Annotated in this window: 21 protein-coding genes; 8 read left to right on the forward strand and 13 right to left on the reverse strand. The window is 60.3% G+C overall.

The window, feature by feature from the left end:
- Positions 1-14: 14 nt before the first annotated feature.
- From EOI86_RS02085 to EOI86_RS02100, 4 genes are all read right to left on the reverse strand, one after another.
- Positions 15-1,265: an ABC transporter substrate-binding protein gene (locus EOI86_RS02085; protein ID WP_127763488.1), complete on the reverse strand. Its 1,251-nt coding sequence runs from the start codon at positions 1,263-1,265 to the stop codon at positions 15-17.
- Positions 1,266-1,299: 34 nt separating this feature from the next.
- Entirely contained in the window at positions 1,300-2,367 is a 1,068-nt protein-coding gene (locus tag EOI86_RS02090; RefSeq protein WP_127763489.1) for a branched-chain amino acid ABC transporter permease, read from the reverse strand.
- A 3-nt stretch (positions 2,368-2,370) separates the two neighbouring features.
- Positions 2,371-3,381 (reverse strand): branched-chain amino acid ABC transporter permease, encoded by a 1,011-nt coding sequence (locus tag EOI86_RS02095; RefSeq protein ID WP_127763490.1) that lies wholly within the window; start codon positions 3,379-3,381, stop codon positions 2,371-2,373.
- A 116-nt stretch (positions 3,382-3,497) separates the two neighbouring features.
- Entirely contained in the window at positions 3,498-3,764 is a 267-nt protein-coding gene (locus EOI86_RS02100; protein ID WP_127763491.1) for a hypothetical protein, read from the reverse strand.
- Between the two features lie 243 nt (positions 3,765-4,007).
- Between EOI86_RS02100 and EOI86_RS02105 the strand changes: the two genes are divergently transcribed.
- Together EOI86_RS02105 and EOI86_RS02110 are read left to right on the forward strand one after the other, a co-directional pair.
- Positions 4,008-4,715 (forward strand): FadR/GntR family transcriptional regulator, encoded by a 708-nt coding sequence (locus tag EOI86_RS02105; protein ID WP_127763492.1) that lies wholly within the window; start codon positions 4,008-4,010, stop codon positions 4,713-4,715.
- The gene (locus tag EOI86_RS02110) at positions 4,712-5,410 is read left to right on the forward strand and encodes a hypothetical protein (RefSeq protein WP_127763493.1); all 699 of its coding nucleotides are present in this window, start codon (positions 4,712-4,714) and stop codon (positions 5,408-5,410) included. The genes EOI86_RS02105 and EOI86_RS02110 overlap by 4 nt, the downstream gene beginning before the upstream one ends.
- A 9-nt stretch (positions 5,411-5,419) precedes the next feature.
- Here EOI86_RS02110 and EOI86_RS02115 read toward each other — a convergent pair whose 3' ends face one another.
- The 3 genes from EOI86_RS02115 to EOI86_RS02125 form a co-directional block, all read right to left on the reverse strand.
- Positions 5,420-7,153, reverse strand: coding sequence for a phosphoenolpyruvate hydrolase family protein (locus tag EOI86_RS02115; RefSeq protein ID WP_127763494.1), 1,734 nt, complete (start codon positions 7,151-7,153; stop codon positions 5,420-5,422).
- 30 nt (positions 7,154-7,183) lie between these two features.
- Complete coding sequence (locus EOI86_RS02120; protein WP_127763495.1) at positions 7,184-8,560, reverse strand: FAD-dependent oxidoreductase; 1,377 nt, start codon at positions 8,558-8,560, stop codon at positions 7,184-7,186.
- Between the two features lie 196 nt (positions 8,561-8,756).
- Positions 8,757-9,539: a Stf0 family sulfotransferase gene (locus EOI86_RS02125; protein WP_127763496.1), complete on the reverse strand. Its 783-nt coding sequence runs from the start codon at positions 9,537-9,539 to the stop codon at positions 8,757-8,759.
- A 121-nt stretch (positions 9,540-9,660) separates the two neighbouring features.
- On the opposite strand from EOI86_RS02125, the gene EOI86_RS02130 reads away from it, so the two are divergent.
- The 3 genes from EOI86_RS02130 (at position 9,661) to EOI86_RS02140 (ending at position 12,256) form a co-directional block, all read left to right on the forward strand.
- Positions 9,661-10,584, forward strand: a complete 924-nt coding sequence (locus tag EOI86_RS02130; protein WP_127763497.1) for a ketopantoate reductase family protein — start codon at positions 9,661-9,663, stop codon at positions 10,582-10,584.
- Between the two features lie 10 nt (positions 10,585-10,594).
- Positions 10,595-11,404, forward strand: a complete 810-nt coding sequence (locus tag EOI86_RS02135) for an AraC family transcriptional regulator (protein ID WP_127763498.1) — start codon at positions 10,595-10,597, stop codon at positions 11,402-11,404.
- A gap of 90 nt (positions 11,405-11,494) precedes the next feature.
- Positions 11,495-12,256, forward strand: a complete 762-nt coding sequence (locus EOI86_RS02140) for a dienelactone hydrolase family protein (RefSeq protein ID WP_205032018.1) — start codon at positions 11,495-11,497, stop codon at positions 12,254-12,256.
- Here EOI86_RS02140 and EOI86_RS02145 read toward each other — a convergent pair.
- On the reverse strand, positions 12,251-12,778 hold the full coding sequence (locus tag EOI86_RS02145) for a PAS domain-containing protein (RefSeq protein WP_161973656.1): 528 nt from the start codon (positions 12,776-12,778) through the stop codon (positions 12,251-12,253). The two genes, EOI86_RS02140 and EOI86_RS02145, sit on opposite strands and share 6 nt — an antisense overlap.
- Before the next feature lie 198 nt (positions 12,779-12,976).
- Here EOI86_RS02145 and EOI86_RS02150 point away from each other — a divergent pair, with 198 nt between their 5' ends.
- The 3 genes from EOI86_RS02150 to EOI86_RS02160 all read left to right on the forward strand — a co-directional run bounded on the left by EOI86_RS02150 (position 12,977) and on the right by EOI86_RS02160 (position 15,618).
- A complete protein-coding gene (locus EOI86_RS02150) occupies positions 12,977-13,471 on the forward strand; it encodes a hypothetical protein (RefSeq protein WP_127763500.1) in 495 nt (164 codons plus the stop codon).
- Between the two features lie 86 nt (positions 13,472-13,557).
- Complete coding sequence (locus tag EOI86_RS02155) at positions 13,558-13,890, forward strand: SMR family transporter (RefSeq protein ID WP_127765078.1); 333 nt, start codon at positions 13,558-13,560, stop codon at positions 13,888-13,890.
- Between the two features lie 114 nt (positions 13,891-14,004).
- Positions 14,005-15,618, forward strand: a complete 1,614-nt coding sequence (locus EOI86_RS02160; RefSeq protein ID WP_127763501.1) for a cation:proton antiporter family protein — start codon at positions 14,005-14,007, stop codon at positions 15,616-15,618.
- 48 nt (positions 15,619-15,666) lie between these two features.
- Here the strand turns inward: EOI86_RS02160 and EOI86_RS02165 are convergent, their stop codons facing one another.
- From EOI86_RS02165 to EOI86_RS02185, 5 genes are all read right to left on the reverse strand, one after another.
- A complete protein-coding gene (locus EOI86_RS02165) occupies positions 15,667-16,830 on the reverse strand; it encodes an iron-containing alcohol dehydrogenase (RefSeq protein WP_127763502.1) in 1,164 nt (387 codons plus the stop codon).
- Positions 16,831-16,991: 161 nt separating this feature from the next.
- Positions 16,992-17,972: a TauD/TfdA dioxygenase family protein gene (locus tag EOI86_RS02170; RefSeq protein WP_127763503.1), complete on the reverse strand. Its 981-nt coding sequence runs from the start codon at positions 17,970-17,972 to the stop codon at positions 16,992-16,994.
- A 101-nt stretch (positions 17,973-18,073) separates the two neighbouring features.
- The gene (locus EOI86_RS02175) at positions 18,074-19,255 is read right to left on the reverse strand and encodes an AI-2E family transporter (RefSeq protein ID WP_127763504.1); all 1,182 of its coding nucleotides are present in this window, start codon (positions 19,253-19,255) and stop codon (positions 18,074-18,076) included.
- Positions 19,256-19,355: 100 nt separating this feature from the next.
- Positions 19,356-20,453 carry a PepSY-associated TM helix domain-containing protein gene (locus EOI86_RS02180; protein WP_127763505.1) on the reverse strand — a complete coding sequence of 366 codons (1,098 nt, stop codon included), beginning with the start codon at positions 20,451-20,453 and terminating at the stop codon, positions 19,356-19,358.
- Positions 20,454-20,487: 34 nt separating this feature from the next.
- The gene (locus EOI86_RS02185; protein WP_127763506.1) at positions 20,488-22,449 is read right to left on the reverse strand and encodes a TonB-dependent receptor domain-containing protein; all 1,962 of its coding nucleotides are present in this window, start codon (positions 22,447-22,449) and stop codon (positions 20,488-20,490) included.
- Positions 22,450-23,155: the final 706 nt, after the last annotated feature.

Here is a 23,155-nt window from a genome sequence, read left to right on the forward strand (position 1 = left end):
CTGGTGTTTTCGGCTTAGTTGCAGGGCGGGTTTTCACGACCGACCTGGCCATATTCCAGGAACTTGTCGTAGGAAACGCCCAGGGTTTGGTTGACCTGCGGAATGACCTTGACGGTCTTGTTAACCAGATTGCCGTCCGGCCCTTCGATGACTTCCGTCAGGAAGATGTCGGCGACGGCCTGGCGGCGTTCGTCCAGATGGACTTTGCCGGTCGGTGTTTCGAACTCAAGGCTCGACAGGGCTTCACGATACTTCTTGCCGCCGTCGGAAAGATCGCCATTCACTTCGTTGAGCGCCAGCAGGGCTGCCTTCGTGTTGATGTAATAGGCGTGGGCGAACAGCGAAGGTGACGGGAATCCGTCCGGGAACTGCTTTTTGTAGGCAGCCACGAACTTGTTCCAGCGTGGGTCGTCCCAGGTATCCGACACCGGTCCGGCCGACGGTGTGCCGATGATGAAGTCACGCGTCCGGCCTTTGGAGCCCAGAACCGTTTGGTCGACCGTGATCGAACCGCCGATCAGGGGCAGTTCGCCGCCGGCCTGCTCGTACTGGGTCAGGAAGTTGACCGCGTCCGCGCCACCAAGCGCGACGTAGATGGCGTCGACATCGTCGGGCAATGCGGCAATGACCGAGGAATAGTCCTTGTTGCCGATCGGAACCCAGAAACGGGCATCGACCGGGGCGCTACCGCCGAGACGGCAGAACGGCTCAAGGAAACCGAAGACCTGCGTATAGGGGAAGGAATAGTCTTCCGCCAGGACGGCCACGGACCGATAGCCCTTGTCGTTATAGACATACTCGCCCAAGCCGGCCATCCACTGCGCGCCTTCAGTCGAGAAACGGAAGAAGTTGTCCGCCGGGCTGCGCAACGTCGTGTCCTGCGCGGCGGACGAGCCGTTCAGGAAAGTGACGTCGGGCTGGGTCTTGGCATAGTCCTTGACCGCCAGGCCTTCAGACCCGGAAAGCGGCCCGACCAAAATCTGGACCCCGTCCTGTTCCACTAGTTTACGCGTGGCGCGGATCGCGCTGTCCGGCGATGCGTCGGACGAGCCCGTGATCAGTTCGATCTTCTTGCCGCCGGCGGAATAGCCGAATTCTTCCAGCGCCAGTTTGACGCCGCGCATGCTGTCTTCGCCCAGGACCGTGAAGGCCCCTTCCAAGGTCGCAAGCGCACCCATCTTGATGCTGTCCTGCGCCATGGCGCCGGTACCAGCGAACGACAGCAGCGCCGCCGCCGCTAGGCTTTTACCCAAATTACCGATCATCGTTACCTCCCAAACACGGTTATAGAAACTCGGTTTATTGTTCGAACGATGGGGCAGTTTGCCCGTCGTCCCGTTCTGCCCGGGCATTTCTGCGCCGCGCATTCCAGTTGAGCCCGATGCGGTTGCGCACCTTGCTCCAAATTCCAAGAAGTCCATCCGGCGAGAACAGCACCACCAGCAGAAAGGCCAGGCCGATCACGGTGTTGAACCGTTCGCGGTCGATCAGGTCGATGGCGAAGTTCTCCAGCAGAACGAAGGCGATGGCCCCCAAGAAGGGACCGACCGGATGCCGCATGCCGCCGACGACCGCGATCACCAGAATATCGATGGCGACGTCGACGCCGACGGAACCGGGTGATATCCGGCCGTTGAACCAGACCAGCAATACGCCCGCGGTGCCGGCGATGATGCCGGACATGAAATAGGCGACGATCCGATGCACGGTCACGTCATAACCGAGCGCGTGCATGCGGCGGGGATTGTCGCGGATGGCTTGCAGGCTGAGGCCGAAATTCGCCCGCGCGCCGTACAGCACCATGAAGAAGAAGAAGGCGGCCAGGGCCAGGGTCAGGTAATAGAAGGGAATTGGGGCGCGCCAATAGACACCGAACAATGTAGGGGGCTCGACCCCGGCATAGCCGGTAAACCCGTTGAACAGCGCATAGTTCTGCCGCACGAAGTAGAAGAACGCGACCGCGATCGCCAATGTGATCATGATCGTGTAGATGCCCTCGGTCCTGACCGAGATCGCACCGATCAAGGCGCTGAAGACAGCCGCGCCCAGGATCGCGACCGGGATGGTCAACCACCAGGGCCAGCCCAATCCCATCACGCCGACACTGTTGTCGCCAAAGATCGCCATCAGGTACCCGGCGAAACCGGCGACGGTCAGCTGTGCCAGGCTGACCATGCCGCCATAGCCAGCCAGCATCATCAGCGACAGCGCGACCATGCCCAGGATCAGCGAATACGCGCCGATCTGATAGGTGAAAAAGTCGGAGGTGAAGGTCGGGTAGGCGAGCAGGAAGACGGCCACGACGATTTTCGCCGGATGGATGTCCGTCCACGCACTGTTGCCGGAAAAGAGGCCGCCTGTCGCCATTGCTCAGCGCCCTCCCATGATGCCCTGCGGGCGGACGGCCAGCACGACGACCATGATCAGGAAGGTCAGGACCACCCCGTAGGTCGGGAAATAGGCCAGGCCGAACTGTTCCGCCAATCCGACGAGCAGCGCGCCGATGGCGGCCCCCGTCACGGAGCCGAGACCGCCGACGATGACGACGATGAGCGAGGCCAGCAGATAACGGATATCCTCGCCGGGCGCGATGGAAAGGGCGGTCCCCCCGACGACGCCGGCAAACCCGGCGAGGCCCGCGCCGATGGCGAAGACCAGGGCGAAGACCAGTTGCACGTTGACGCCGCTGGCGGCCAGCATCTGCCGGTCGTTCACGCCCGCACGGATCATCATGCCGATCCGCGTGCGGTTGAGGAACAGCCACAGCCCGATGCCGACCGCGACAGCGGCGACCAGCACGGCCAGGCGATAGATTGGGTATTTGATATAGACGGCGGCGCCGGATGATTTGACGACCGAGATGATCGGCAGTTGGGTCGCGCCGAACAGCCATTCGGGCGGCTGGAACTGATAGGTCGTGCCGGTCCAGATCGCCAGCATCAGGTCCGCCGCGATGATGGATATGCCGATTGTGACCAGCGTTTGGCGCAAGTCATCGCCTTCCATGCGGCGGAAGATCAACACCTGCAACAGAATGCCGCTGACCGCGATGGCGAGGAAGGCGACCAGCAGTCCGAAGAACCAGCTGCCGCTAGCTTCCGCGACTTCGTAGCCGATATACGCGCCCAATAGATACATTGAACCATGGGCGAGGTTCACGTTCCTCATAAGGCCGAAGACCAGCGTGAAGCCGCTGGCGACCAAAAAATACAAACCGCCCAGCGTCACGCCGTTGAAGAAGGTGTTGACGAAGGTCTTCTTCCGGCCGATCGCCGAGATCAACCAATCCGGCCAGACGGCAAAAATCATCCATAGGAAGACGGCCGCGGCCAGGAAGATCACGATGGCCCAGAAGGTATGGCGTTCAACAAAACTGCGCATCGACGCTTAACCCCGCCCGTATGTGGCGGCGATGGCCAATGCGTCGGCATATGACGCGATGATTGTTGGTGCGATGACGGGTTTCCCGCCCATGGCCGAAACGGACCACAGCATCCTCAATTTCCTCCCCGCGGCGCCGGTTGGACGGCGGCTGGTTTTTGGTGTCTGGCTGCCTTTTCGGCGCCGGTCACGGTCCGGTCTTTTGCCGGACTTCCCATTGTTTGGTGAAAATATCTTGCGGCGACTTCTTTTTCGCTGCAATGGCCTGTTGAGATTAAGTGAGTAAAAATGGGTAAAACATGATCCAAAAAATGAGAATCAATGGAGGGGAGGTTTCCATCAATTCTCACAGATTTTCCCGGTTTCAGGCTTTGGAAAGCCATCCTTCCCCCCAAAAATGTGGCCGAAAATTGAGGGTTTCGACCTTTTTTTCGACAGTTATTGAACCAATTGATGGACCAATTCGCCGATTATTATGAAACAATAGCACCAATTCTAAGATTTACTAGGCACTTTGGTTCAAAAAAGTTGACTTAATATACCAATTGAACCTATTATTTGAGGTGATTGGTCAGTGATTCGGGTTTTCCAGCGGCGAATCCTTATGGCTTTGACGGGGAATTTTCATGAGATCGACGATATCGGCACGAATTGCAGACCAGTTGCGGTCCGACATACGGGCGGGCGCGTTTTCCGGTGACGGCCGGATTCCGACGGAACGGGAACTGGCGGCGCGCTTCGATGTCGCCCGCAATACAGTGCGCCGTGCGATCGAGGATTTGCGGGATGACGGCCTTGTTGTCTGTCATGTGGGCCGTGGCACCTTCGTCGCGGGGAATGATGGCCTGACACAGCTTGCCCCGACCCCTCAGAACGAGAATGAAACCACCTCCAAGGCGTACAACTTCGTCGCTGAGATCAGTCCTCGGGACTTGATCGAAGCCCGTTTGATGTTTGAGCCCGCCGTGGCTGCTGCTGCCGCGGCGAACGCCACGGAAGCGGATATCCAACAACTGCTTCGCGCCCAGGCCGGATCGGAACAGACTGACGAGATGGAAACTTTCGAGAAGTATGACGCGGAAATCCACCGTCTGCTTTTTGCGATGAGCCAGAACCAATTGGTCATCAAGATCGATGAGATGCTGTCGGCAATGCGGGCCAATGCGGAATGGCTTGCGGCGAAGCGTCGGGCCTATACGCCCGCGCTGAAAGCCCGCTATGTTTCTCAACATGCGGATATTATCGAAGGCATTCGTATGCGCTCGCCGAAAGCGGCGCGGGAAGCGATGACCGCCCATCTGGAAGAAGTCCGACGCGCCTTGCTCGAAATATGAGTGATACTGCGCGCCCGTGCCTGGCTTTGTGGCGGATCGTCGCCCCGAACCATGTCGATAGGTTGCCTTCCGGTTTTCTAACCGCGACGCCGGGCCTGCCCGATGACCGGGTGCCTATGGAAGTGGGTTTGCTGCTGCCTGCGGGGCGGGGGCGCGGGGTCGTGACGGATACCGTTATTGCCGACCCTGCCGCTGCGGCGGGAAGGGGCGTCGGTCTATTCATGGCAAACCCGTTCCTGGCGGTCGACCGGGAAGCGGCACGGTTGCAGGCGGCCGGCATCGGCTGGGTGTCGAACCTGCCCAGCACGCATCAACAGGATGCGGATTTCCAGCAGCAGCTGCAGGATGTTGGACTTGATTGGGCGCGGGAACTCGCCTGTTTGGCGAAGTTCGGCGACCTGGGCTTAAAGCGGCTGGCCGTGTTGTGTGACGAGGCGGCCTGTGAGGACGTCTTGGCGGCCAAACCCAATGCGGTCGCGATTCTGCCGCGGGTTGCCGATTTCGCCGCCGGGTTCCCGTCGATGCTGCGCCGGGGCGGTTCGGCGCAGGCGGTTGCGAATACATTGTTGGATGCGGGATGGCAGGGGCCGGTGTTGGTGTTGGGGTCTGAGGCGGAAGCGGCATCACCTGCCCTGTGGCCACCGGGCGTCGATGGATTGCTTCTGCGGCCCGTGATTTGGCGAGCCGTTGTTTGAGGATGCGCGTCAGCCTGTCAGGCCGAACTTCTTGATCTTGTTGTAGAGCGTCTTGCGGGACATGCCGAGGGCCTCGGCCGTACGGCTGCGGTTGAAGCCGTTTCGCCACAGGGCATCGACGATCCGTTCCTTCTCACCGCCCCGCGCGGTCGGGCCGGCTGCGGCGGCGCCATCCAGGCGGGACAAAACAGTGTCCTCCGCGATGGGGCCGCGCGCCGTTTCGGCTGACAGGTCGGTGAGCAGGGCGGTCAATTCAGCCTCGTTGCCGGGCCAGGCATGGGTTTCCAGCCGCCGCAGCGCACTGGCCGTGAAATCCTGCCGCGTGATGGCAAGGCCGGTTTCGACGCAATCGAACAGGTCTTCCACCCTTTCCCGCAAGGGCGGAACTTTCAAAACTGCACCGCCCAAGGCTTCCGCCAATTGAGAATCCAGGCCAAGTACCGACGGGTCCAGGGTATCCGAACTGCCGGCCACCGCGCAGACGAGGACCACCCGCGTGGTGACGGGAACCGGGCGCCAGGACCCGGGCGCCCGAAATGTACCGTCGGTCAAGGCGCGCGCCAGCCGTCGCTGGGTCGCGACCGGCAGCCGTTCCGCCGCGCGGATCGCCAGCACGCTGATACCGGGATCGGAAAGGCCCGGCAGCCGTCGGTCGATCGTATCGCGATGGCCGAACAGAAGGTTGCGGGCGCGGCCCGGAAACTCCTCCCCCGCCAGGTCGATGGTGACGACCGGCGCTTGTCCCGGTTTCCGCGATGTCGGCTTGCCGGCAAGCGCGGTAAGGCTGGGTATGGTCGGGCTGCCTTTTTCCGCCAATAGCAGGACGGGGCGGTCCAATTCGGCCAGCGATCGAAGGCGTTCAAGGTAATTCAGCAGGGCGGGGGAATGGCCGTTGAAACCAAAGCCCCGGCCCCAGGCCGTCAGCCGGTTTTCCTTTTCGTCCAGCGCGGCGCCCTTACTACTCGCCTGCCGGAACCGGTCGATCTGATCGGCGACGGAAATTTCCAGCGGCATGCGTTCGAAAGTGGAGCCTCCGACATAGCCGTCGATATCGGCGAGGCGCACCACCCGCGCCAAATCCTCCGCCGTTTCGATGGGGCCGCCTTCCAGCAGGAAGCGCGTCTTCGGGCTGATCCGTTTGATCAGGCGACCGATCTCCCGCGCCATGGCGGCCACTTCCTCAAGCGAGGCGCGGGCTTGGTGCCCGACGGACCCGCCGACATTCCAACCGAGGTTCAGACAGACGAGGTCGAGCCTCGCATCCGCCGCCAACCGCGCCTGGGTCCTGGTCGCGCAATAGAACATCGCGGTCAGACCCCGGTCCTGGACCGCGCGCAACTGTTCCACTTCGCGTTCGATGCCGCGGCCGGCACGCGAGAGGATCTGCTGCATCGGGCGGGAATAATGCATGCAACTGGGAAAGTTCACCGCGCCGGCGAAACCCTGTTCCTTGATCGCTGCGGCCGTGGCGGCGAAGTCGAGATCTTCTTCCCAAACATTCAGCCCGATCAGGACCGGTATGTTGCACTGGGTCAGAAGTTCGGTCCGCGCGAAACCGTCGGTCAGGGTACGGGCATCGAAAATCGGTAACATGCAGGCAATCGACGGCGCCCCCATGCTGCGCAGCCGCCCGGCATTGATGGCCAGCAGAAAGTCGGCGCCGCCGCGCTCCGCCGCCAGCCCGGTGCTGCCGGAGCCGATGGCCGCGCCGATCAGGAATTTTCCCTTAAGTCCCGCGTTCACTCCAAATCCCGATAATCCGATTTCAATCGGTTACCAGTATCGCACGTCTTGCCGGTCGAGTTCACCCTGAACCGCGGAAATGTCGATCCGGTCCAGTTCGCTGTTGGATTTCAATGACAGGGCGGCCGCGATTCCGGCGCCTTGGCCGGTGACGGCGCAGCAGCTCATGTTCCGTGTCGCGGCGTGGCTGACCGGGTCGCCGCCGGTGGCGCGGCCCGCGACCAGCAGGTTCTTGACCTTCTTCGGCACAAGGTTGCGATACGGAATTTGGAAGTAGCGGCCGGTCGTCGGCAGAATCAAGATGCCATAGCCGTCGATGAATTCCGGGTAGATGCCGATGGAATCCTCGAACCGGCCCTGCTCGCGCACATCGGTTTCGGTCATGTTGTAGGCCGCATCGATCTTGCGCGTATCGCGGATGCCCAGCGTCATGCCGAAATTGCGCAGGCGCATGCCTTCGCAGCCGGGCATGTATCGTTTCAGGGCCTCGATCGCCAACATGGACTGGCGCCGGCCTTCGATCTCGAACTTGGTCAAATCGTCCGGGTCGGTGCCGTCGCAGTCGTCCATATGGATCAGGTTCATATAGGTCAGTTCACCCGTGTCGTGCATCGCGCCCCAAGTGCCGGCGATGGTGTTCAGGTGCGGCGGAATCAAACCGTCCTCAATTGCTTTCTGGAACGGCTTCTTTACGAAGGGGGAGAACATGTCGTCTTCCTTGCCGGAGGTTTCGATGTTCCATTCACCGCCGCCGCCCCAATCCTTATAGGTCTGGGGATCGTTACGGATGCCTTCCATGAACTTGGTCTTGTCGACGCCGGCGACGTGGAACATGACGGAGGCCGCCATCATTTTTTCTTTCGCCGTCTTGAAGACCGGCGCGCCGGCCCAATTGACAAGGTCCGCGTCCCCGGTCGCGTCGATCACGCGGTGGGCCAGGATCGCCTCGCGCCCCGCCTTGGATTCGGTGATGATGCCGGTGATCGTGTCGCCGTCCATGATCGGAGCGACGACGAAGCGGTGCAGCATGGCGTGAATGCCTGCTTCCTCGACCAGCTTGTCGGCGACGATCTTGAAGCCTTCCGAGTCGATTTCATAGGACAGGCTTTGCGACTCCTGGACCGCGGCGCCCATTTCCTTGGCGCGGGTCTCAAACTCGCGGCCGATGCCGTTCGCCTCAATCGTCTCCTCGTGCCGGTACCAGGCCATGCCTTCGACGCCGACCACGGTCAGGTTGCCGCCGAAACAGCCGAAGCGCTCGACCAGGCAAACCTCCGCGCCCGCGCGCGCTGCGGCCAATGCCGCCGCCAACCCGCCGGGGCCGGAACCGACGACCAGAACGTCCGTCTTATGAATGACGTCGACGGAACGCGCCGGTTCCGTAATCGTGCCCAATGTCGCGCCCATGTTTCGACCAACCCTTTCAACGCCTGAATGAAAAACATCCAAATGGAAAAGTATCCGCTTTCGGATTTCTTCGGATACTGGAGACGGGCCGAGCGTTCGTCACCCCATAAAATGAGCGGATAAGTAAGATTTAATTTTGCATTTCCGGGACTTATTCAAGGCAGAACGAAGAAGAGCGAAAATCGACGAAATGCGCTTAGTCTTGCGTTTGCGCCGCCGGGCCGGTTTTGGCACGGAATCGCCGCATCCAGTCCAGGCTGACCGCGTCGGCCAGTTTGGCGACGCCCGGTTTCAGCGTGCCGCGTGCAGGGGCGGGAACTTGCAACGCATCGCAGATCCGACCGACAGGGGTGGCCGGATCTTCCGACAGATTTTCATAGCCGACGCGCAAGCGATCTATTCCTTGTTCCGCAAACCAATCCGTCCAGGCGGTGTCATAAGCATCCAATTCGGCCAGTTTCACCGCGATCCTGTCGAAATCGAAGACCGGGTCCGACGGCGGGGCCAGACGTTCCACCTCGGTTCCGTCCGGGGCGATATGCCAAAGGCCGGTCTGTTCGGCCTTCACCATGGAGACGGCCTGGGCCAGTTTGTCTTCCCGCGTCAGATGAATGTAGAGCACGTCGCCGAAAGCTGCGCCGAGGCGTTCGCGGTCGGCGGTCAATCCAGGATGCACCGTGCCGATCATGGCCGACAGGCCGGGCAGGTCTTTGCGCATCAGACGCAACCCGAAAATGTCGGTATCGCCTTTTCCGGCTGCGATGGCGGCTTTCAGCACGGCGGCGCAGAAAGCCGGGTCGTCCGGTGTACCGGTCTTAGGCATTCCGGGCTGGGGCATGCCCAATTCAACCCACCATTCGGGATCCATATCGCCCATGAAATAGGAATCCGGCTTACCGGTCCTGCCGGTCGCGCTCAGCAAATCGCAAAGCAAGGTGCTGCCTGTGCGCGGCGTGGCGCAGATGATGAAGCTCTTCATGCCAGGGGACTCCAATTGGGCGGGCAATAGTGTCGTGCGCCGGGGTATCTTGTTTAAGTGATGTCCATCCAACAAGCTGTCGCCAACAAAACAAACGGTTTGACTATGGGAGGAACATGAAATGGCGAAAATCGCGGTTGTCGGCGTTGGGGCGATGGGCGGTGTCTATGCGGGCTTGCTGGCCGATGCGGGACATGAAGTCTGGGCGGTGGATGTCTGGCAGGACCATGTGGATGCGATCAAGTCCAAGGGACTTCGCGTCGAAGGGGCCAGCGGCGACCGTACCGTGACCTCGGTTCACGCGACGACCTCGCTTGCCGATGCTGGAACCTGCGACCTCTATATTATTGCGACCAAGGCGGACGGCGTCGGCCCTGCAGCGCAGGCGATCAAGCCGTTGGCCGGGCCGCAATCGGTGGTGCTGACGATCCAGAACGGGCTCGGCGCGGCGGAGCGGATAGAGCAATACATGCCGCTCGACAATGTGTTGCTGGGCGTGGCGGAAGGGTTCGGGGCCTCGATCAAGGGACCGGGCCATATTCATCACAACGCCATGAAGCGCATCCGCATCGGGGAATGTTCCGGCGGCATGACCGACCGGTTGCAGGCGGTTGAGAAGATTTGGCAGGAGGCCGGCTTCAACGTCCAGGCCTATGCGGATATCGAACAGCTGATCTGGGAGAAGTTCGTCTGTAACGTCACCTTCTCCGCCCCCTGCACCACCTTCAACAAGACAATCGGGGAGGTGATGGCCGATCCCGCTTCCTGGCATATCGCGATGAATTGCGGGCGTGAGGCCTATGCCTGCGGTAAGGCCAAGGGCGTCAATTTCACCTTCGACGACGTCGATGCCTATATCACCGATTTCGGGTCGAAGATGCCCGACGCGCGGCCTTCCATGTTGCTCGACCATCTAAACAAGAAACGCTGCGAGATCGACGCCATCAACGGCATGGTCCCGGTGGTTGGCAAGGAACTGGGCATCCCGACCCCTTATAATGACGTGGTGTCCGGCGCGGTCCGGGCGCGAGAGGATGCATTTTGAGAGGTAAGGAGTGAAGGTTTCATTTTACCGGCCGGACCCGGCACTTACGGGGTTGGTGGAGGCCTATGTCTTGGTCGACGATCGGGACGGCGGGCTGCCTTTTTCCCCGGTTACAACGGCGCCGATGCCCTATGGGGTTTTGAGCGTCAATTTCTGCGACAGAAGTGTGGACAGTGACGGCAACCGTCATCCGGAAATCGCCTTTCTCGGCCTTCAGACAGCTATTCGCCATTGGGTCGCGGGCAACGCCACATTGTTTGCAATGGTGTTGCTTAGCCCTGTCGGTATGGCCGGGATGATGCCGGGCCTGGGACAACATACCGGAAATGCCTTGCGCAACCTGACCGACCTTCTGGGGCCTGGGCAGGCAGCGGGACTTCGCGCCGCCGCTGCGCGATTGATGGCTTTCGGCAAAACCGATCTTCTCGACCGTTGGTGCCTATCCGCCTTGTCGGCTCAAACCTTGCGCGCCTCGATGGGGGAAGCGTTGATCCAATCAATCGGCCGGCACCGGACCTTGTACGCGGCTGCATCGTCGATGGATATTTCAGTGCGCGGCTTTCAACGCCGTTTCCATCGGGAATTCGGCACTTCCCCGACGGAACTGAGCAATTTGGTCCGGCTGCAGAACAGCATGAAAACGGCGCGTCGGCCTGGTACTGGTCTGTTGGATGAGCGCTATGCGGATCAGTCACATCAGATCCGCCATTGGCGGCGCTATCTGGGGACGACGCCGGGGCGCTACCGGCGGTTCGAAGTATCCGCCGCGGCGCGCGCGCTGGAATGCGCCGACCCGGACGGCGCCGCCTTTTACATGTGATCCCATTCCTGTCGCGATCGTTCAATACCGGCTCTGCACCACGGACCACACTCGACGCTGTTTTCAACGCGATAGCGGGAGTGTCAGGAGATGTCGGACCTTAGGACAATAGCATATAGCGTGCGCGGACAACGGATGGAGAGTGTGGCCGTTTTGCCGGAAAACGACGGTAGCCTTCGTCCCTGTGTGCTCGTCTGTCACGATTGGAGCGGTATCAACGAATATACCTTGGAGACATGCGAGAAGCTGGTGGCGCTGGGCTATGCCGCCTTGGCGGTCGATGCCTATGGGGCGGGGTTGCGCGGGGACCCGGTCGGGGACAATTCCCATTTGATGACCCCGTGTCTGCAAGACCGGGACCTGTTGCAGGAGCGATTGTTGGCAGGTTTAGCCGCGGCGGCGGATCTGGCCGGCGTGAATGCGGAGAATATAGCCGCGCTTGGCTATTGTTTTGGCGGCCTATGCGCCTTGGACCTTGCGCGTCGCAACCCGGATGGTCTTCGGGGCGTGGTTACCGTGCATGGCGCGCTCAACCCTCCGCCGTCTCAATCTCCAACAGCATCGGCGCCAGCGCCTATGCGTGCGCGGGTGCTCATGTTGCATGGATGGGCCGATCCCATCGTCCCACCGGCGGAGGTGAAGGGCGCGTTCGAAGAGTTCACTGCGGCAGGGGCGAACTGGGAAATGCAGATTTATGGGCATGCGATGCACGCCTTTACCTTTACCGGCGCGGCGTTTCCGGAGCGCGGTATCCAGCACCACCCACACGCGCATCGTCGGTCCTGGAAAACCACCTGCACTTTCTTGGAAGAGACACTGATGGACGACGGAATTATCCGTACAAAATCATGAGACCCGAATGCCGTGGATAAGCCGGCCAACACCATCGCCACCGTCGCGGCAGGGCAGTTCAATGACTTGGACGGTCAGGAAGCCCCTTGATTGGGCAGCCAATCTACCTTCAACAAGGCCAATGTTCCCGGTGTCGCGGATGGTCTGAAAGTGATCGCGGAATTGGATGCCGAAGAGCCGTGGCCAATATGTGCTGAAGCGTGCGCCGGCGATATTGCTGTTGACCAAGCCGTTGAAGTTTTCCCCTGAGATGCGGAACAACGGGTCCGGCTCGGCATCTGGAAAGCACGAGATGACGATGTCGGAATGCCAGCCGCGGAAATCGACAAAGTCGAACCGGCTCCAATCCGGCAGGGCTTCGCCACCCCGCCGTTTTCCGTCCCAGACACCGATAAGGCTGCTGAATTCCGGCGCCGCCTCAAAGACCTTATCCATGGGCAGACGACGAAGATTGAACAGAGGTGCGTTCTCATCCTCCTCAATCTGGTTCAACAATCCGGTCACCGGGTTGGTTGCCGCCACGTAACGCACTCCTTGTGTATCTAAATCCATCCAAAACTACTTAAATATTAGTAAAAATGAGTTAACAAAATCTGACCAGGGCTGGCGGGGGGCGGCCAGTGAAGCGGTATGGTGTATGTAGGACGGCCCTCTACGCGCAGTAGAAGGAAATTATGCGAGATAAGCGTCAGCCGTGTTTCACGAACAGGGGCGAATGGTATGACCGAAAAGGAACTGGATAGAGTCCTAGAGAGAGGGTTCAAGGAATTGCCGGGTTTTTGTGATTGGTTCCTTTCCAGAACGCGATTTTCTGATCGGGGAGGAAGATGCGTCTTCTCCCGATCCGATCATCCTTGGGGGCGTTTTCCTGTCGAGTTTACAGACCCTGAAACGGGTCGAAACGAAGAAGTTCTAAGAGAAGGCGAAACGGATGTGCTTGTTGTTTTCGAGGCAAGCGATGGGATGATTTTTGCACTCCATATCGAAAACAAACTGGCCGATGGAAAATTTACTGCTTTCCAGCCGGAACTATATGCTGCCCGGGCCAAACATTGGTTGCATGACGTAAAGTATGGTCGCTATCAGGATTTTCAGACGGTTCTCGTTTCGCCGTCCACGTTTCGAAAAAAGAATGTACGGGAATCTGGGAAGTTCGACTGCTTTGTGTCCCATGAGGATATCGCAAAGTTTCTCCCTGAGTTCGGTTCGGAGTAGGGTCTTCCGGAAGCGACGATTTAGAGCACAACCCAGCGGTGACGTTAGGACGGGAAAACCCGATGACTTCCTTCTCAATGACGACAATGACCACCTATCTCTTCTTCGCCGCGGCGATCGTGGCGGAGGTGATCGGTACGACGGCACTGGCGCGGGTGGAGGGGTTTACCAGGCTCTGGCCCAGCGTGATCACTGTGGTCGGCTATGCGGCGGCCTTCTGGTTTCTATCTTATCCCTTGCGGGTCATGCCGACCGGGATCGTCTATGCGGTGTGGAGCGGGGCGGGGATCATCCTGATCACGCTGGTCGCTTGGCTGGGCTTCAACCAGAAACTGGATATGCCCGCGCTGATCGGCCTCGCCCTGATCCTTGCCGGGGTGGTTGTGATCAATGTCTTCTCGAAATCGGTGGCGCATTAGTCAAGACGCTGGACAGGGATGTAGCTGTGAACTAACCCCGAGCATTGGGGGGCTCGTTCCGTCGAGCCATAGGTAAGGGGGCAGAACCGACAGTGAAAAGGGATTGAAGCAGGTATGGATTTCCAGTGGATCGCAATCGCGCTTGGTGACGTTACCTGGATCTCGATCGCCTTTGTGCTTGGCTTGCTTTCCCGCGCGGTCGGCTTACCGCCCCTGGTCGGCTTCCTCGCCGCCGGATTCGTCCTCAACGCTTATGGCATCACCAGCGGGGTCACGCTGGAACGGCTTTCGGACCTTGGCATCACGCTGCTGCTTTTCACCGTCGGGCTGAAGCTGAATCTGCGCACCTTGGCCAAGCCGCAGGTCTGGGCGGTGACGGGCGTCCAAACCGGCGTCACCGTCGCAGTGCTGTTCATGGTGCTGACGGTGATGGCGTTGGCCGGCCTACCGCTTGCCGCGGATCTTGATTGGCCGCAGGCGCTTCTCGTCGCCTTCGCGCTCAGTTTTTCCAGCACGGTTTTTGTCGTGAAGGTCCTTGAACAGAAGGGGGAGATGAAATCCCTCCACGGTGGCATCGCCATCGGCATCCTGATCATGCAGGACATTGCCGCCGTCATCTTTCTGGCGGTTTCGGCCGGTAAGATACCATCCCCCTGGGCCGCTTTGGTACTGCTGCTCATCCCGCTGCGGCCGGTACTGCACAAGCTGCTCGAACGCGTCGGTCATGACGAGCTGCTGGTGCTATATGGTTTTCTGCTCGCCATGGGCGGGGCAGAACTGTTTGAGATGCTGGAACTGAAAGGCGATCTCGGCGCGCTCGTTCTCGGCGTGTTGATTGCCAACCATCCGAAAGCGGACGAGATGGCCAAGACCATGCTTGGCTTCAAGGATCTGTTCCTCCTCGGCTTTTTCCTTTCCATAGGCCTGTCGGGCGCGTTGACCTGGGAGACGGTTGCGATTGGCGTGTTGCTGACGCCTTTCGTCTTCCTCAAAGGCGCGTTGTTCTTTGCTTTGTTAACCCGGTTCCGCTTGCGCGCGCGCACGGCACTGCTCTCCTCGATCAACCTCACCAACTACAGTGAGTTCGGCTTGATTGTGGCGGCAATCGGCATATCCAGCGGCTGGATCGGGAATGATTGGATGGTTGCGATTGCCGTTGCGCTCTCACTTTCCTTCGCTGTGGCGGCGGGGCTCAGCACCGTCTCCCAACCGCTATACACCAAGTACCGGAATCGTTGGAAACGGATGGAGCGGGACGACCTGATCTCGGATGACCGCCTGCTCGACATGCGGGGCGCGAAGATCGCGGTGATCGGCATGGGCGGTGTGGGAACCGGTGCTTTCGACATGATGCGGGAACGGGACGGCGACGTTGTCGTCGGTGTCGATATCGACCCGCAAACCGCCGCCAACCAGCGCGAGGAGGGCCGCCACGTCCTGCATGGCGACCCGTCCGACTCGGATTTTTGGGACCGTATGCAGGCCGGTCATTCGCTGGAACTGGTGATGCTCGCCCTGCCGCGCCACGCCACCAACATGGCCGTTCTGGAACAGTTGAAGGCCGCCGGATTCACCGGTCGCATTGCCGCTACTGCGCGGTTTCAGGATCAGGTCGAGGCGTTGGAGGAAGCCGGCGCCGATACGGTCTTCAATATTTACCGGGAGGCCGGCGCGGGCTTCGCCGCACATGTGGTAGGCAGGAATGCGGAGCGGGATGCCGGGCAGTAGCCGCCTTCCATGTTATGGTCGACCGCTCACGGCAGGTTGGCTTCGTTCTCAATAGGCCGACCGGAACATGCTGATGAAATCCGCTTCCGTCGTGTGGCGCGGGTTCCAACGATTGTAGTTCAGCTGAAAGGCATGTTTGGCCATGGTATCCAGACTGTCTTCCGTCACGTCCAGATCCCGCAGCCGTTTCGGTACGGACAGGTCGTCGCAGAGTGTGCCGATGGCGTCCAATCCCATCTGGGCGGCCTCGCGTTCCGGTACACCTCGTACATTCATTCCCATGACACGCGCCACATCCCCAAAGCGGGCCGGATTGGCAATCAGATTGAACCGCGCCGCATGCGGCAGGCAGACCGCATTGGCCAATCCATGCGGCACCGGATAGCGACTGCCCAGCACCATGGCCATGCAATGCACGTTGCCCAGCCCCGTCGTACCGAAGGACAGTGCCGCCAGCGCCGAGCCGTTTTGCATGCCGAGCGCAGCCTGTGTGTTCTCCCGGTTGGCCACATAGGGGCGAATGTTTTCGCTGATCAACCGCATGGCATGAAGATTCACCGCATCGGACCAGGGGTTCGCCAGTTTGGACAGGTAGCTTTCGAAGGCATGCACGAAGGCATCCACCCCGGCATGGACCGCTACATGGGCCGGCACGGTGCTGATCGCCAGCGGGTCGAGGATGGCATGCATCGCCGGGCCAAAACGGGCATGGCGGATCGCCATTTTCACATTACGCGCGGTATCGGTGATGACCGCCGCGCCGGAAACCTCCGACCCCGTTCCTGCGGTGCTGGGAATGGCGATCAAGGGGAGTGGCGCAATCGAGAACCTGTCCACCCCTTCAAGGTCGGCGACCACGCCGCCATTGGTGGCCAGGATGCCAATGGTCTTGGCCACGTCGATGGCGCTGCCACCGCCGAGCGCGATGATCGCTTCTGACTTTTGGGTTTGGCATAGGGCAGCGCCGGCGACGACCGACTTGTCCTTCGGTTCCGGGTCGATTTCGCTGAACTGGGTCAGAGTGACGCCCGCCGCTTCGGCGACTGCGGCGATGCGTGTCATGATCTTGCTGTCGACCAGGGCCGGATCGACCACGCAGAGCACATTGCGCCAGCCGCCGTCGCCGAGAATATCCCGCAGTCCATCGATTGCGTTGACGCCGAAGCGGACCTGCGTCGGGCAGGAAAAGAAACCGGTTTTTTGGAGTGTCATGGCGGGGCCTTTATGGTGTGGATTGGGATGCGTTTCCTTGCGGGGGTTATCGTAAGAACCGACCCCCTTTTCTTATCCACCCAGTAGAAAGCCGAAGTCGGCGGGCGACAATGCCGTCCCGCCGAATAGTGTTGTTTCCAATGATAGAGGTCTGCCGCGGTTTACGCCGCTTCCTCTTTCACGTTTTCCATTGCGTGTAGGGTGACGCGCCACATCTCGCGTTGATGGGCGTCACTGTCGAAACCGGTCGCCGCATGCAAGGTGCAGCGGTTGTCCCAAACGACAATATCACCGGGGGACCAAGACCATTTCACGGTGAATTCCGGCCCGGTCACGAAGGGTAGCAGGTTGCGGTAGAGGGCGACGCTTTCGTCCTCCACACCTTCCAGATCCCAAAGGTCCAGCTGTTCCTGGGAAATGGTCGCGCCCTTCGGCACCAGGGCGGCGGTGGAACTGTTCAAACCGTAAAGTGCCGGCTTTCCTGTTTCCGGATGGATCAGGACGACGGGCTGGCGATAGGGTGGGTTGGCCGCACGCTCTTCGGGCGTCAGTACCGGATAGCCCGGCGTGTAGAGGCTGATCTTCTTGTCGTGATGTGCCTGGGACATGACCGCTTCCATGCCCAGCAGTTTTTCGCGGGTTGCCGCATCCAACCGCTCGAAGGCGGTGCCGGCATCGGCGAACAGGGTTTCACCCCCACTGGGCGGGGTCTGCCGGCAATGCAGCACCGACCCGATCGTTGGCGTCGCACTGCCGATATCCGTATGCCAGACCGGGCGGTGCGTCGTTGTGTCATAGCGCATATCCGCATCGTTCTTCAGCGCCGGCACATCCGATTGCTGGGCTATCGCACGGCCCTGTTCGTCACGAATATTTCCAATGCGCAGGATTTGCGTGCCGTCGACCATCATCAAGTCCCGGCCCGCGATCGGACGCACTTCAATCGCGCCGAAGACCTCGGCCCAGTTCAGCATGCCATCGGCGGTCAGCCCGGTCAGTTCATCCCCGCGCAGGGCGAGCAGTCCGCCATGCTTCTGCCACAGGGAAAAGGCCTGTTGCCGGAAATCAGGGTCACTCAAATCGCTGAGTCGGACATCCTCGATCAGACATCCAAATTCCCCGTTCAACGGTACACCCTGCATCGGCTCGCTCCTAAAATCCGTGGAGCAACCAGCTTAGCAATGGATTTTGCTGCGGCGCAATAGACGCTTTGCAATGATCTGGATATGAAAACCGGGCGCGGTCATGTAGGGGATGCGGCTTGGGGTGCTTCATTCTCGTTCCCTTCCGCTTCCAGGTCTTCCGTGCGCATGGCATGCCATTCCTTGATGACGGCATTCGCCGTGATCAGGATCGGCACAGCCAGCAACGCGCCGGCCACGCCCCATAGCCAAGTCCAGGCCAGCATGGACAGAAAGACGGATATGGGGTGCAAGGTGAACCGACGCCCCAATATGGTGGGGGAAATGAAATATCCCTCACCTGCGGTAATCGCAGCATAGGTCAAAGGCGGCGCCAGGATAGAGAGCCAATCATGGAACGTCAGCAAGGCGGCGATGCCGATGGCGCCGGTTGTTACCACCGGGCCCAGATAGGGGATGAAGCCCAGCACGAATGCCATCGCCCCCCATAAGAGCGCGTTCGGCATGCCCCAGGCCGCCATGGCGGCGGCGGTCAGGCAGCCGACGGTGAATTGGATCAGCGCGACCGTGGCCAGGTAATGGGCTGCCTTGGTCTGCACCGATATGAACAGTTGCGACAGTTGACGGCGCCGGTCCTGCCGCGCCACGCGCCTCAAAATGTCGGTCACCGCCCGGCGGCCGCCGGATAACAGGAAAAACAGCAGCGCCAGGGTGATGCCGGTCTGTGCGATGGTTTGCCAAGTATAGGAGAGCAACAGGTCCGACAGGCTGGTATCGCCGACGACGACGGATCGTTCGTCCTTGGGCGAGACCCGTGCCAGCTCATTGATCTTTTCGGACGCTTCCTTGGCTTCCTCGATGGTTTCCCGGAACGGCCAGACGCGATACTCGATTTCCCGCACCGCGCTGGGGATGCGCGAAATCCAGTCCGATGCCGGTTCGGCCAGTAAGTGGAAGGCAACGAACAGCGAGGATAGCAGGCCGAACAGCACCACGGCCGCGCCCAACCAATCCGGCAACCCGACGCGGCGCAGCCCGATGATCACCGGGCTCAACACCAGCGAGAGATAGACGGCAAACAGGATCGGCAGAACCAATTCCGCCGCGAAATACAGCGTATAGGCCGCCGCGAGCCCAAACAGTCCATAGACCGCCTTGCGCTGCCAATCATTTATGTCCTGGGCATTGACTTCCTTTTGCCCAGGCGCCGCCGAAGGTGGCTGCTGCGGTTGTATGTCCGGCCCGGCACCATCCGTGCCGGCGCTCTCCCCAGTTGGCTGCACCGCCGTCTCCTAGAAAATTCATGCTCATATGAGAAACGCATGAACCGGGTGGGGGTTGCGGCGGCGGCCCGGCGGAACCGCCGGACGGGGGGAGGGACTGTCATCCCGCGGACTGTCGGTCCCGTGCCGGCTTTTTACGGCGTTTGAGATGCAGCCATAACCCGCTGATCACGAACCCCGCCGGTGTCAGCGCCAGGACGATCCAGAACACCCGGACGACCGGGCCGGCGAAGGTGCCCACATGGATCTGATATTTCATATGCCACAGCCATGTGGCCAGGGTGACGTCTCGTCCGTCCTGGACATGCAGGACGCGCGCTGGTTGGTCGCCGATCCAGACCTTCGTCGGCATGGTCTGCCCTTCGGCGAAGTAGGTCATGATGGCGGGGCCTCCCTTCCTGTCCGGCGGGCGGATCGTGCGCAGATCCGCATTGGCCGTGGCGGGGACGGCGGCGGCGAGTGAGAGGGCCGCGCGCAGATCCTCAAGCGGGGCGAGCCCCTCGAATTTGGGCGGATTTTCCTGCGCGACCTCGCTGAAGGTGAGGGTTTCCAGAACCCATTGCATTGGATTGTGCCAATACAAGGCCATCCCGGTATAGGCGACGGTGAGCAACAGAAGCGCGGTCAACACGCCGGTAAGCTGATGCAGGCGAAGCACCGTCACCACCGTGCTGCGCCCTTTCGGCACGACCAGCCGCTTCAACCGGTTCGGCAGTTTGAGCCAGAGCCACAGTCCGATGCAAATCTCGAACGCCATGAGAAGCGCGACGACGGAAACGACATGCCGCGTCCAACGCGCGGGTTTTCCTTCCGCCAAATATCGCCGGTGCAGCGCTGTCACCCACCCCTGAAAGGTCTCGTTCGGCCTGAAATGAACCAGTATATCCCCGGTATAGGGATCGATATTGACGACACCCTTGCCGCCTGAAAGCCATGCGGTGTGAGGAAGATTTTCCGCTTCGGCAAGGGTCAGTGCCCAAACCGGAAGGTCCGGGCGCTGCTCTTGGACGCGGTCCAATATCTCGGGCGGCGGCAACGGCGTCCCGGATGGGGTGACACTCCACCCGCCGGGGGCAAAGGCGCGCTGCAATTCCGGACCGTAGACCAGAATCGCACCGGTGACGCTCGCCAGGATCAGCGGCACCATCAATACAAGCGTGGTGTAGAAATGTATGGCTTTTATCGATGAATACCGCATGACCTGATCGAACCCTTATCCGCTTGCGGCGGCCCTAGAACGTGTAATCCATGCCGAGCCAGACGACCGTGCCCAGTTTGGCGTCGTCGTCGAAGGTTTGGCCGTCGATGGTTTGTCCGAAATCACGTTCGTCCAGCAGGTTTTCGGCCCGCGCGCGCAGGGTCAGCTTGTCGTTGACCGCATAGCTGGTGCCGATATCCAAACGCGTGAAGCCGGACCGTTCGGTTACCGAGCCGTCGATATTGTAGGATTCGAACCCGGTCGTGACATACGCGGCGCCCCAAATCCCCCATTTCTCGGTCGCCCGGTAGTCCAGGCGCAAACTGGCCTGATGTTCCGGCACCGGCACGCCATTGCTCCCGAAAAAGACATTGCCGTTGGCGTTCGTGCCGTCCGCCCGCGTCGCTTCAACGTCCAGGATGTGCATGTAGGAGGCGGACACCGAAACACTGTCGGTGAGCTGGTCGAATGCCTCAACCTCGATCCCTGTTTGGTCCACCTCCACATTCTGGATGGCGCCGCCGTTTCGGCGCGGGACGTTGTCCTGGACGATGTTGTACAGGGCGACATCGATATACCCGTTGTGGATGCCCTGATTGATGCCGATTTCCATGGTTTTCGATTCAACGACTTCGTCTTGCGCGCCGTTCGGGTTCAGGGCGTCCGTGCCGAAGTTTCCGTACTTCTCGAAGAAGCGATTGAAACCGGTCGCGTAGGAAACGCGCAGGCGCGTCTCATCCAACACGCTGTAGGATGCGCCGGCCTGATAGGACAGGATGGCGTCATCCTGCAGGTTGTCGGCCTGTTCCACGCCGTTCAGGATGATTTCGTTGTTCAGCCAGGTGTAACGCAGACCCGCCGTGAGGGTGAGGTTGTCGTTGAACGTGAAGGCGTTCATGGACTTCACGGCATAGTCGTCGAACGAATTGTCGAACGTCTTGTCGCGTTCATTGAATGTGTGTTTGTACTCCACCCCGACCGTGCCGTCGTAGTCGATCGTGTCGGAAAGGGGCAGCGACAGATTGTGGTCCGCGAACAGGATCCGGTTGTCGATGGCGCGGTTCCGGTTCCGGGCCGGCCAGCGCGACCGTGTATTCGTGATGGCGGCGCCGGCTTGCACGCTGTTGATATCGCTCAGCGTGTGGTCGACCGTCGCCGCGCCCATCCACGATTCCGTGGTGATTTTATTCAGGTCCCCGTTCCGGAAGATATCGGGACGGCTACGGTCGTAGATCGCCAAAAGCTCGGCGCGCGTGTCTTCGCTGAAATTGAAGCCGAGTTTTCCGACGGTGCCCACAATGTACTGTTTGTCCAGGCTGCTCGGGTCGCCGTCATAGCTGCCCAGGAAGCCGCTGGCCGCGGCATAATAATCCCAGTCCTCCGTGCTGTCCGCGACTTCGCCTTGCACGATGCCTTCTCGCGCGGTGCTGGCGTCGATACTGATCGCCTGGTGGTCCTCGTAGCCGCGGCCGGATTTGATGTTGGTTTGGATGACCCCGCCGTCGCTGCCGTCGCCGTACTGAACGGCGCGCCCGCCCTTTAGGACGTCGATCTGCTCAACCGCGATGCTTGGCACCAGCGTGTTGTTGTATCCGCCGCCTTCCTGACCCTGGAACTTCAGCGCCGGCAGGCCGTCGATCGATTCCGATGCCCCGAAATCGCCGAAGGTACGAACCTTCTTGCTGCTGCCGAAGCGGTCGCCTGCCTCCGGTGAGTTGATCAATCCGCTTGCGTTGTAGCGCAGCGCATCCGTCGTGTTGACGGGGTTCAGGTTCTGCAGAACCGATCCGCCGACGCCGGATGAAGACCGGCTGCTGTTATAGGCCCTGTCGACCCCTTGCCGGATCGCCTGTGACGGATGAACGGTCCTGCCCTCGATCACGACCGGGGACAGGGTGAATTCCTCCGACCAAGCCGGTGTTCCGGTGATGGATGCGGTAGCGACCGATGTGGCCAATGTAAGCTTCCAGCCTAAAGTGCTTATTGCACGACGCATGTGACTTCCCCTCGACATGTATGACGAATGAACGGCCCCTGGATTCAGGGACCGACATGGGCAGGGGGCGTGGGCCGAATGGGTGGAAGTCGCTGGATACCGGTTGGAATTAAACCGAATTGTCTGGCTGATTGTTTCGAACTGAACGCGCTATGCCTGGTCCAGCCCCCGGAACAACGGATCGCGAAGCCACCTCGGCCGCTTCGCCCTTTCCGCCGCCCCGTCGGCAAGCCCAACAGAACGCAGTCGCACCCCCCACATTTAAGCGAAGGCGGTTTCGAAATACCGCCTTCACAGATGAGAATGAGTATTATTAACATGACAGTTAATCAAGAGTGATTTTGAGAATTATTCGCAATATTGGGTGTGTGAATCGGATTGCCGCATCGCCGACACGGCCTTCGCCCTCTACAGCGAAGCCGGCGCGGGCGTTGCGGCGCATGTGGTGGGGAAGGAGGGGAAGCGATTGTACTAGAAAAGCAAACTGTCACCGTAACCCCGGATTTATGCGGTGGTATGATGGACCGCTATTGCTTGGAACGGCGAATGTTTGGGAGGTTGGGAAGACTACTGTACGTCCTTTAAACAATCGTCCAAAACAGCAGATAGTTTCCAGCTTAACAACGATTCGAGTAGTTGAAGGCAGGCGTGCATCATGTGTTGTGATTCTAGCCTGAGTTGAGAACAAGCTTGCAAAAATATCATG

Source organism: Hwanghaeella grinnelliae (assembly GCF_004005845.1).
Taxonomy (GTDB): Bacteria; Pseudomonadota; Alphaproteobacteria; order UBA8366; family Aestuariispiraceae; genus Hwanghaeella; species Hwanghaeella grinnelliae.

Bases quoted from the DNA above. Each gene is read 5' to 3' on its own strand.
- EOI86_RS02095 (WP_127763490.1), bottom strand. From the start codon at position 3,381: ATGCGCAGTTTTGTTGAACGCCATACCTTCTGGGCCATCGTGATCTTC.
- EOI86_RS02085 (WP_127763488.1), bottom strand. From the start codon at position 1,265: ATGATCGGTAATTTGGGTAAAAGCCTAGCGGCGGCGGCGCTGCTGTCG.
- EOI86_RS02155 (WP_127765078.1), top strand. From the start codon at position 13,558: ATGACCACCTATCTCTTCTTCGCCGCGGCGATCGTGGCGGAGGTGATC.
- EOI86_RS02090 (WP_127763489.1), bottom strand. From the start codon at position 2,367: ATGGCGACAGGCGGCCTCTTTTCCGGCAACAGTGCGTGGACGGACATC.
- EOI86_RS02180 (WP_127763505.1), bottom strand. From the start codon at position 20,453: ATGCGGTATTCATCGATAAAAGCCATACATTTCTACACCACGCTTGTA.
- EOI86_RS02100 (WP_127763491.1), bottom strand. From the start codon at position 3,764: ATGGCTTTCCAAAGCCTGAAACCGGGAAAATCTGTGAGAATTGATGGA.
- EOI86_RS02120 (WP_127763495.1), bottom strand. From the start codon at position 8,560: ATGGGCGCGACATTGGGCACGATTACGGAACCGGCGCGTTCCGTCGAC.
- EOI86_RS02130 (WP_127763497.1), top strand. From the start codon at position 9,661: ATGGCGAAAATCGCGGTTGTCGGCGTTGGGGCGATGGGCGGTGTCTAT.
- EOI86_RS02165 (WP_127763502.1), bottom strand. From the start codon at position 16,830: ATGACACTCCAAAAAACCGGTTTCTTTTCCTGCCCGACGCAGGTCCGC.
- EOI86_RS02140 (WP_205032018.1), top strand. From the start codon at position 11,495: ATGTCGGACCTTAGGACAATAGCATATAGCGTGCGCGGACAACGGATG.
- EOI86_RS02160 (WP_127763501.1), top strand. From the start codon at position 14,005: ATGGATTTCCAGTGGATCGCAATCGCGCTTGGTGACGTTACCTGGATC.
- EOI86_RS02185 (WP_127763506.1), bottom strand. From the start codon at position 22,449: ATGCGTCGTGCAATAAGCACTTTAGGCTGGAAGCTTACATTGGCCACA.
- EOI86_RS02125 (WP_127763496.1), bottom strand. From the start codon at position 9,539: ATGAAGAGCTTCATCATCTGCGCCACGCCGCGCACAGGCAGCACCTTG.
- EOI86_RS02105 (WP_127763492.1), top strand. From the start codon at position 4,008: ATGAGATCGACGATATCGGCACGAATTGCAGACCAGTTGCGGTCCGAC.
- EOI86_RS02150 (WP_127763500.1), top strand. From the start codon at position 12,977: ATGACCGAAAAGGAACTGGATAGAGTCCTAGAGAGAGGGTTCAAGGAA.
- EOI86_RS02170 (WP_127763503.1), bottom strand. From the start codon at position 17,972: ATGCAGGGTGTACCGTTGAACGGGGAATTTGGATGTCTGATCGAGGAT.
- EOI86_RS02110 (WP_127763493.1), top strand. From the start codon at position 4,712: ATGAGTGATACTGCGCGCCCGTGCCTGGCTTTGTGGCGGATCGTCGCC.